This window comes from Lysinibacillus sp. CNPSo 3705 (assembly GCF_028674935.1).
Classification (GTDB): domain Bacteria; phylum Bacillota; class Bacilli; order Bacillales_A; family Planococcaceae; genus Lysinibacillus.
The window spans coordinates 1-8,880 of record NZ_JAQZSD010000109.1 but is presented as its reverse complement, the minus strand read 5'-3'; the positions used below and the strand labels follow the sequence as shown (position 1 = coordinate 8,880).

Below are 8,880 nucleotides of genomic sequence, written 5' to 3'. Positions count from 1 at the left end.
CCCCTTAAATATGTAAATTATTAATCCCTATTCTAGTTTAGAAGAATCATTCCGTATTTACAAAAATATATATTTATTCCAATCTGTCAATTAACAATATTTTTAAGATTTATGTAAGGATAACGAAAAAAGAATGTAATTTTAAAAATCTATGCTAATATATAGTAGTTTAAAAATAAAACGATCAATACTATATAGGCGAGGTGTAGGTTTTATATGTATTTCGGGATTATTCCGCTTATCCTATTTTTTATTTTTTTGTATTCTTACTTGAAAGATCCCAGAAAAATAGTAAATGGCTTTTTATTTAATATTTTTTTCTGTTCATTTCTTTTATTTTGTACGATTGTTTCTTTAGCATCTGAAAACAATACTATAAAGCTTTTAGTTATTATTCCTTTAATAGCACTTTTCTTTTTGATACCTTTTGGAATTGTAGCTTTAATGTTCGGCCTATTTCTAAATGCAAGAATTTTAATGAAAAGAGAAGGTAGACGCCTAGCAAATTCCTTAACATTAATAGTAGCTATTATTATTTTATTATTTATTGTCATGCCTATTATTAGTCCATCCAGTTTGTTATCTAATATATTTCAGCCTGTTTTTGGAGGAATATCGCTTATTGCTTGTTATTTCTTGATTCATTTATCCAACTTTCTATCTGCATATTTTCTTTATCAGTTTAATAAACCAAAGTATAACCAAGATTTTATCATCGTGCTAGGCAGTGGTTTAATTAACGATAAAGTACCTCCACTTCTTGCAAGTAGAATTATAAAAGCTATTGATTTTTATCAGAAACAAGCAGCAGTTAACGCACCACCAACAATTATTTTCTCTGGAGGACAAGGTCCCGATGAAAATCTGCCTGAAGCGGAAGCGATGCAAAAATACGCAGTTGAAAAAGGCATTCCTCTTGAGCATACTTTGCAAGAAAATCGTTCTGTAAACACCTATCAAAATATGTTATTTTCGAAACGGATAATGGATACGTTAAAACCAGATGGTAAATACAATAGCATCTTTACAACGAATAATTTCCACCTTTTCCGTTCTGGTCTATACGCTAGACAAGCTGGCTTGAATAGCCAAGGTATCGGCTCAAAAACAGCTTTTTATTATTGGCCCAACGCAATGGTTCGTGAATATGTTGCAATTGTTGTAATGGGGCGAAAAAGACATATGAAAATTGTTGGGACAATTCTTGGAATTTCTCTACTCCTTTCTTTATTTGGCTTATTATTCTTCTAGTTAAATAAAAAAATAATCAACAAAGGGTACTAAAATCGTAATTTTCTAGTACCCTTTTATTTGTCGTTGACAGTAGATGTTTCCTCCAGTAGCCATAAATAGGACATGTAACAATACTTTCGTACATAACATCTATTTTAAATGCGACCAAACTTCATTTCACTATTTAAACTGCTTCGAGTTGTTTTCGTTTAACTGTCAGCATATTTATAAATAAATTTCTTATAAAACAGACATTGAAAAGTTTCATAGTGGTTTTTAACTAGATTTATTGAGGGAGTGACAATGAATGCACTTACAAAAAAAATCGTCTTGGTTTCTTGCATTTTTAACTCTAGTAGCGGTTATTTCAATGTTTTCTTTGTTGGATTCACCAAAACAATCAAAAGAGGCTATTACCTCGACAGCAGAAGCTGATCAAAAAGCTGCAATACAGACTGTTTCGAAGGAAGTATCTTCATCTAGCCCTTTATTTGAAGAAAGTCGTCTACAAGTTAGTCACGAAAGAAATCAACTTCGCCAAAAGTTAACGCAAAAAATAACGTCAGGTGAGTATTTTGTTGACGAACAAAATACAGCGTCTATGGAAATCGATACTCTCCTTAAGGAAGAATCTACAGAGGCACTACTTGAGATGCAAATCAAATCATTAGGCTTTCCCGATGCTTTAGTACGAATAGAAGGAGCAAACATTTCCGTAACCGTGGTGGCCAATAAATTATCAAAATCTCGAGCAAATGAAATTATTTATCTAGTAAAAAAAGAATGCGAGGATGGAAATGTACAAGTAAAATTCGGTGCAAATAATTATTAAAAAATGGAAAAAGGAGGTCTTCATTTTATTTACGAAAAACTGCGCCTTAGAGGAAATACCATTTTAAGACGCTTTAGCCCTCTCTTTAATCTTCCAAATATTTTCTACATACAGCATAGGATATGACATCGTTTAAAGTGGTCTTTTTATAGAGATTACACTTTAACAATTAAAAAATTCCAAAATGTCCTTTACTAGTTGTTCTTGATCTTTACCTAATGTCATTAAATGCTTGGATTCTTTATAACCTTTTATCTTTTTTCCATTTGAATTGACATTATTATAAATAACATTAGCGCTATGTTTGTACAATTCATCATCTTGTTCACCATAAAAAATGGCAATTGGAACTGATATTTTATCAAGATTTTGAATGGTAGACTTAATAAATTGTTGAAATACAATTAATGTATCTAAGGGCATTTGATTAAACATAGCAATTTCTTGAGAAATTTGAAATGAAGACTTCCCCTCTACTTTTTTGTAATTGTATGCGTAATTAATAATTCTTTTTTTTAGTCGTTCTGGCTCCCTATCGATCGGTACTGATAATACAATTGCTCGCTCTATTTTCTCTATCTCTGCAAGTTTCAATGTAAATATTCCGCCAATAGACAAACCTATAACAGAAATTTTTTGGAATCCCTCGCTAATTAAAAATTGATATGCATTCACAACATCTTGCCACCAGTCATTTACATTATATTGTAGTAACTGTTCTGGAGCACACCCATGTCCTCGGTAAAGTGGTACATAGCATGTATAACCTTTTTTATGAATTTCAATAGCAACCTTCTTCATATCTCTAGTATGGCTTGTAAATGCATGTAAAAGTAATACAGCGTGATTATTACCTTTTAGGTAAATTTCTTTAGCAGGAAGTATCTTTATCACAAAACCAAACCTTTCTACATAAATACTAATTCTCAGTATAAAGATACTTTACCAAAGTAGCTTGGAGCTAGCTCATGAAAATGATATATGGAGTTTTATATATCTGTGTATTTTTACTGGACGTTCTCTGTGCGCTTTATTCTCCATAGAATCGCTCAACATTTTTATGCCCCTACAAATATCAAATATCGCTCTTAATGTTAAAGTAGCAACTTATCTTCATGTTCATTTAATTCGGTATAAATGCCTACCTCAAGAGATGCATTACAACAATATTATTATCAAGTTAATAGCCCTTCTCCTTTACTTTCTCGGACATATCATAGCGATGAAAGGAGCAAAATTTATGTGCATTAATAAAGATAATTGTAATTGTTTATCTACGAGAAAAGAATGTGATAACTTTGGACCATTTGTGGCTAAAAATTTAAATTGTTTAAATTTCGAAATCGAAAACGGCGAAGAAAACAACGGCGGTTCAATCATTCCCTTTTCCTCTGGAAATACACAAACTGTAGTTGAAAATATACTCGGCAATAATCTTGCTAGTCTTATAGGGTTTGGGACTGCTATAGACCTTGTACCTATTGCAAATAATACAATTAATTTAACTGGACTTTTAACTGAAGCCTTCACCGTCCCACGTGCAGGAAATATTACTGCTATTTCAGCTTCATATACTGCTTTAGGGGGACAGGTTGAATCAGGATCTGTAACAATCCGTGCTCAAATTTTTCGTGCCCCTGTAGGAAGTAATAGTTTTATAGGTACAAGTGCTAGCGTTGATTTAGCGCCAACAATTACAGAACCTATACCTTTAGGTCTTTTAGTATTTGCATCCGCTAATATTCCACCAGTACCAGTAGCTCCAGGTGACCAATTATTAATGGTATTTTATATTTCATCGTTACCAGGAGATACTACAGTTGACCTTATTCTTGGTACTGCAAGTGCAGGAATTAATATTGTTTAAAGTTTCTAATTGGATGAAGTGGAAGTTTTACAAATGAACATGCTATCCCCATTCCTAGACTAGTAGCTTGGGTGCTGCGATTTCACATATATAAACAAGAAATTTAACTTCTTTCAGCAGAACCTAAGCTACAGTATCTTCTTTCATTACAATGTTTATTTTTAAATATTTCACAGGCTATTCACTATGCAAAATAACTTTTTCTTCATAGTAATAGTAATATAAAGCAATTATCCTCCTTTTGTATGAAGGGTCACTCCAATCCCAAGTGACCTTTTTTATTGTCTTATCCCTCAAAAATATTACTTGCTTGATAAATGTTTAATGCCTATTGTGACTGGATAAATACCCCACTCCTTCGCTACAGCCTACATATTATATAGTGTAGAAAGGAGGATTTTATTATGGGATACTATGGAAACGTAGGCTGTGGCTGTTATGGTGGCTATGGCCGTGGCTACGGTTCATCTTTTGCGCTAATTGTTGTTCTATTCATTCTTCTAATTATTATCGGCGCTACTTTCATAAATAATGAAAACTGTTAGCATCCGTACAAAACTATTAGTCTTTCTCACCTCTTTAAAGGGTCGCTTCCTGCCTAGTGACCCTTTACCGTTTACGTTTACATGACCATTACTGGTGTTCCGCTGTCGAATTCTATTAATCTAGAATTTATGCTGTCCGAGGTAGTCTTTCTTATACGCGCATATTCAAGGATCAGATCATGGGGAATAATAAATTACTGAATCATGTATTTATAAAATACATAAAAAAGGACACTCCTATACTTAGGAAAAGTGTCCTATAATTGAATAATGATCAACTTCTATTATCTGTTATTCTTGAGATATAATACTTTACTATCAATAGTTTTATTAGCTTTTGCTAGGGTGAATTAAATTTGTTTTTCGAACCTTTTAAAAGCCTCAGACATTCTGTTAATAATCTCGTCAACCTGTTGGCTTGTAATAATAAGCGGTGGAGCAAGAGCAACTGTATTTATCCCCTTCCAATCGAAGTAACGTAATTGCAGCCCTAAGTCCATGCATATATCAGTATACAGAGCTGCGGCATGTACCGAAGGGGAAAATGAGATGCCGTTTTCAGGATCTTTAATTAGCTCAATACCGGCCAGTAGACCAAGACCTCTGACATTCGTTATATGTTTATGATTGCTTTCGAGATACTTAAGTCCTTTTAATAACTCTTCACCTCGAAGCCTACTATTCTCAATAATTTGATCTCTTTCTAATATTTCAAGTGTCTTTAAGCCAACCGCGCAAGCCATCGGATGTCCACTATAGGTAAATCCATGGAACATCATTTCATCTGATAGAATAAATGCTTCTCTTACATGCTCTCTCATAATTACAGCACCTAGGTGAGCGTAGCCACTTGAGATTCCTTTTGCAACACATAAAAAGTCCGGAACAATGTTCCAATTATCAACACCAAAGGTCTTTCCAGTTCTTCCAAACCCACAAATGACCTCATCTGCAATAAGCAAAATGTTATGTTCGTCACAAAGTTTGCGAACAGCTTGAAGGTATCCGTCAGGAGGGAACCTTACCCCGCCTGCACCTTGGATTGGCTCCAAAATGACAGCTGCTATAGTGTCGGATCCTTCTGATTCAATTATCCCACGAATAGAACGCGAGTAATTTGGATCACTTTTGTCACCAAGTTCTGCATTCAAAACATGCGCTGTAGCTGTAAGGAAGTTCGGAGCATTGGAAGTCGTAAATTTGTTGAATCCCTCGATTCCGGTAGCACTTGTGGCACCTACTGTAACCCCATGGAATGATTGTTCAAGAGAAATAATTTTAGTTTTCTCTGGCTGGCCTTTTACTTTCCAATAAAAACGGGCCAGTTTAAATGCTGTATCATTAGATTCCGAGCCTCCCGATGTGAAGAAGCAAACATTCAAATCACCAGGTGCTAATGAGGCCACTTTTTGTGCTAAAAGGATAGCGGGCTCATTGGATTGTCCGCTGAATGAGGAGCTGTAAGAAAGTTTTAACATCTGCTGTTTTGCTGCCTCAGCAAGCTCTTCATTCCCATAGCCAAGGTTTACATTCCAAAGCATCGAAACCCCATCAATACGCTCTTTCCCCTCTATGTCTTTCAGATAAATTCCTTTACCTTCTGTAAAGATTGTTGAAGGCCCTGATAAATAATGGGCTCTCGGTGGTGTAGTTGGATGCAAATAATGTTTTTTATCAAGTTCTGATAATTCCAATTTACTTAGGTTTTTTCGCTCTGTAACGTATTGCATATTTTATTCCTCCTTTAATAGACAAATATAATGAAGCTTTCCTAAGTTGCGATAGCAATAATTTTTTCCAAGAATAGGGATTATGTTATACGTTTTCATCCTCTAGCAGGCTCTCAAGGGTATATATTTTTTTATTTCCTTTGTGTCTCTCTCCTTGCTCACGATATTTTCTGAATGGGTAGAAAGATTGTTACTTTATTTAACTAATTTTTTGCCCTTCTATATCTGTTAAGAGTTTCTTGGATTCTTTTGAATACATAGATCTTATCGCTAAATAACAAACACCCATTCCCATCCAAATAAATCCAACCATTTTTCCGGCTGTTGAAAGCCCCCACAAGATATAAAGACAAACCGACATTCCAATTAACGGAATAATCAAATATTTAACGATATTTTTTTGCTTATTTTTTAAATAGTAATGATTCATTACACAAGTATTCACGAAAGCAAATCCTAATAATCCACCAAATGCAACTAAGTCGGATACAATTTGCAAATTCAAAGATACTGCACCGATAATTCCAATTATTGACATTAATAAAATATTATTAATTGGTGTTTTATACTTTGGATGGATATAGCTAAAAAATTTTTGAGGGATGACATTGTCACGTCCCATCCCCAAAAGCAGACGACTTGAAGCTGATTGGCTAGCTAAGGCGCTTGCAATTCCAGATGCGATAATCGTAAGTGTAATATACGTCTGGAGGAACCCTCCCCCTATAGTCTCTAAAACGTTGAAGAAGGCTGTGTCGGGATTATCAATAGCGAAATAGTTTCCTACAAGAATCACTGCTAAATAAGTTACGGAAACATAAAATACCGTTTGAATGACACAGGTAAACAAAATGGCCAAACCAATTTTATTCCCCCCTACGTTCGTCTCTTCAGCCAAGGTTGTAATAGCATCAAAACCTAAGTAAGCGACAATAACAATAGCTGCCCCGCCAATAACTGCTCCTATTGAAAATGATTCACTATCATAAATTGCCTTATAGTTTATTAAAGTTAAATCACCCATTATAATATAGTGACTTGCGCTGACAACGAAGGCAATCACCGCGATAATCATGAGGAGCACTAAAACTGAATTCAACTTAGTAGCTATATCAATGCCAATTATATTTACAAACGTGATTGGGATAGCGAAGATGAGAACCCAACCCCAAACCGGGATGCTTGGTACAAGGGCGTTTGCAAAACTTGCACTGATCAAAAAAGTTAGCATAGGTATCAACAAATAATCTAGGAGCATTCCCCATCCAGCTATAAATCCTATTTTAGGGTGTAGCGCTTTATGGGCGTAGGTATAGGTTGAGCCTGCAACTGGGTAAGCTTCAACCATTTTACCGAAACTGTACGCCGTAAATAACATTGCAACAAAACCAAGAACATATGACAGGACAGAATGCCCCTGTGATACCAATGTTATAATTCCAAACATTGACATCGCTGCAACTGGTGCCATAAAGCCAAGACCAAAAATAACTAAATCTCGCATTTTTAAACTTCTTTTTAGACTTTGCCCATCTGATAAAATTTGAATGTTCTCTATTGATTTTTGTGTTTCTATAATCCCTACCCCCATTGGCATTATTATAATTTTGTTATTTACCCTTCATACCAATTCAGGTATGCTTGGTCTAACTGTACATGTCCATAGCCAGCACTCCTAAATCACGTCCGAAACCATTTGTTTCATCCCTTTGAAAGATGTTGCATGGTTTAAAAAACTGTATACATAACTGTTTCTACTTTTATAACACGGGCCATTCGATGACACACTTTAACTCATTTTGATCCAAACCCCAGATGCTAGCGCCCTAAAAAGTGTCGTTTGCTCTTTCCAGGGCATCCGCCTAAAGCTTTCCTAGCAGCTTTGTCTGTAAGGTCCACAACTTTTGGTTAGGCCTCGGGTAATACGGCATTTACGTTCTGCCTAACACAACCTGAACCCATTACCACGAATAAACAGTTGTATTTCGTCTTTTATCTGACTCCCCTCTTTCGTTTTGTTGATTGCCGATTTTTCCTTTGAACTGTCGTAAGAAAAATAAGCACTCTTTATAGTAATTACAGATTATCAGATTATAATAATTTGATATTGTAAAAATCGGAACATTCTAAATTTTCAACCACTAATTCTTTTAACTATGCGCATATTGAATACACTTAAAAAAGGGGCTGGGACAATAGTCTACTAAAGTAAAACCCGAACAAATTTACAAGACACTCATACGGTGTTTTGCTATTGTTCGGGTTTTCTAAATATATTCCTTCTTTTATTTGAAAGAATTCGGCTTTCGCAAAGAGTTATTTGTTATATCCCAGCTTCTTTAGCTTTACAAACATTATTTAGCTCGTTTTCAGGCAACTTTTTTGTCCAGTTAATTGATAAGGTGTCATGCATCCAAAATTACGAAACTCATGAATTAAATGGGCTTGGTCATAATAACCATTCTCATGAATAACATCATTTAACGTATAGTGGGTTGTCCTCAGAAGCATATTTAGGGATGATTGAAATCTTACTATTTGGCAAAATAATTTTGGGGAAATACCAATATGGTCTTCAAATTGTTTTCTTAAATATCTAGTTGAATATCCTACTTCTTCTGCAAGTTGAGTTATGGTAATATTACCTCTTGTCACGTATATATTATATAATGC

The 8,880-nt window shown here is 34.7% G+C and carries 8 protein-coding genes; 4 read left to right on the top strand and 4 right to left on the bottom strand.

The window, feature by feature from the left end; all coding sequences use genetic code 11:
- Nucleotides 1-216: 216 nt before the first annotated feature.
- Both PVA17_RS23870 and PVA17_RS23865 read left to right on the top strand, forming a co-directional pair.
- On the top strand, nt 217-1,251 hold the full coding sequence (locus PVA17_RS23870; protein ID WP_274069203.1) for a YdcF family protein: 1,035 nt from the start codon (nt 217-219) through the stop codon (nt 1,249-1,251).
- A gap of 289 nt (nt 1,252-1,540) precedes the next feature.
- Nucleotides 1,541-2,065, top strand: a complete 525-nt coding sequence (locus PVA17_RS23865; RefSeq protein ID WP_274069202.1) for a SpoIIIAH-like family protein — start codon at nt 1,541-1,543, stop codon at nt 2,063-2,065.
- 162 nt (nt 2,066-2,227) lie between these two features.
- Here PVA17_RS23865 and PVA17_RS23860 read toward each other — a convergent pair whose 3' ends face one another.
- Nucleotides 2,228-2,959 (bottom strand): alpha/beta hydrolase, encoded by a 732-nt coding sequence (locus tag PVA17_RS23860; RefSeq protein ID WP_274069201.1) that lies wholly within the window; start codon nt 2,957-2,959, stop codon nt 2,228-2,230.
- Between the two features lie 346 nt (nt 2,960-3,305).
- Here PVA17_RS23860 and PVA17_RS23855 point away from each other — a divergent pair, with 346 nt between their 5' ends.
- Entirely contained in the window at nt 3,306-3,932 is a 627-nt protein-coding gene (locus PVA17_RS23855; RefSeq protein ID WP_132356865.1) for an exosporium glycoprotein BclB-related protein, read from the top strand.
- A 404-nt stretch (nt 3,933-4,336) separates the two neighbouring features.
- Nucleotides 4,337-4,477 carry a YjcZ family sporulation protein gene (locus tag PVA17_RS23850; RefSeq protein WP_248716588.1) on the top strand — a complete coding sequence of 47 codons (141 nt, stop codon included), beginning with the start codon at nt 4,337-4,339 and terminating at the stop codon, nt 4,475-4,477.
- A gap of 350 nt (nt 4,478-4,827) precedes the next feature.
- On the opposite strand, the gene PVA17_RS23845 is transcribed toward PVA17_RS23850, so the two are convergent.
- The 3 genes from PVA17_RS23845 to PVA17_RS23835 all read right to left on the bottom strand — a co-directional run.
- Nucleotides 4,828-6,207, bottom strand: a complete 1,380-nt coding sequence (locus tag PVA17_RS23845; protein WP_274069200.1) for an aminotransferase family protein — start codon at nt 6,205-6,207, stop codon at nt 4,828-4,830.
- A gap of 199 nt (nt 6,208-6,406) precedes the next feature.
- Nucleotides 6,407-7,804: an APC family permease gene (locus PVA17_RS23840; protein WP_274069199.1), complete on the bottom strand. Its 1,398-nt coding sequence runs from the start codon at nt 7,802-7,804 to the stop codon at nt 6,407-6,409.
- 761 nt (nt 7,805-8,565) lie between these two features.
- The coding region (locus tag PVA17_RS23835) for a helix-turn-helix transcriptional regulator (protein ID WP_274069198.1) at nt 8,566-8,880 on the bottom strand (315 nt) is incomplete at its 5' end.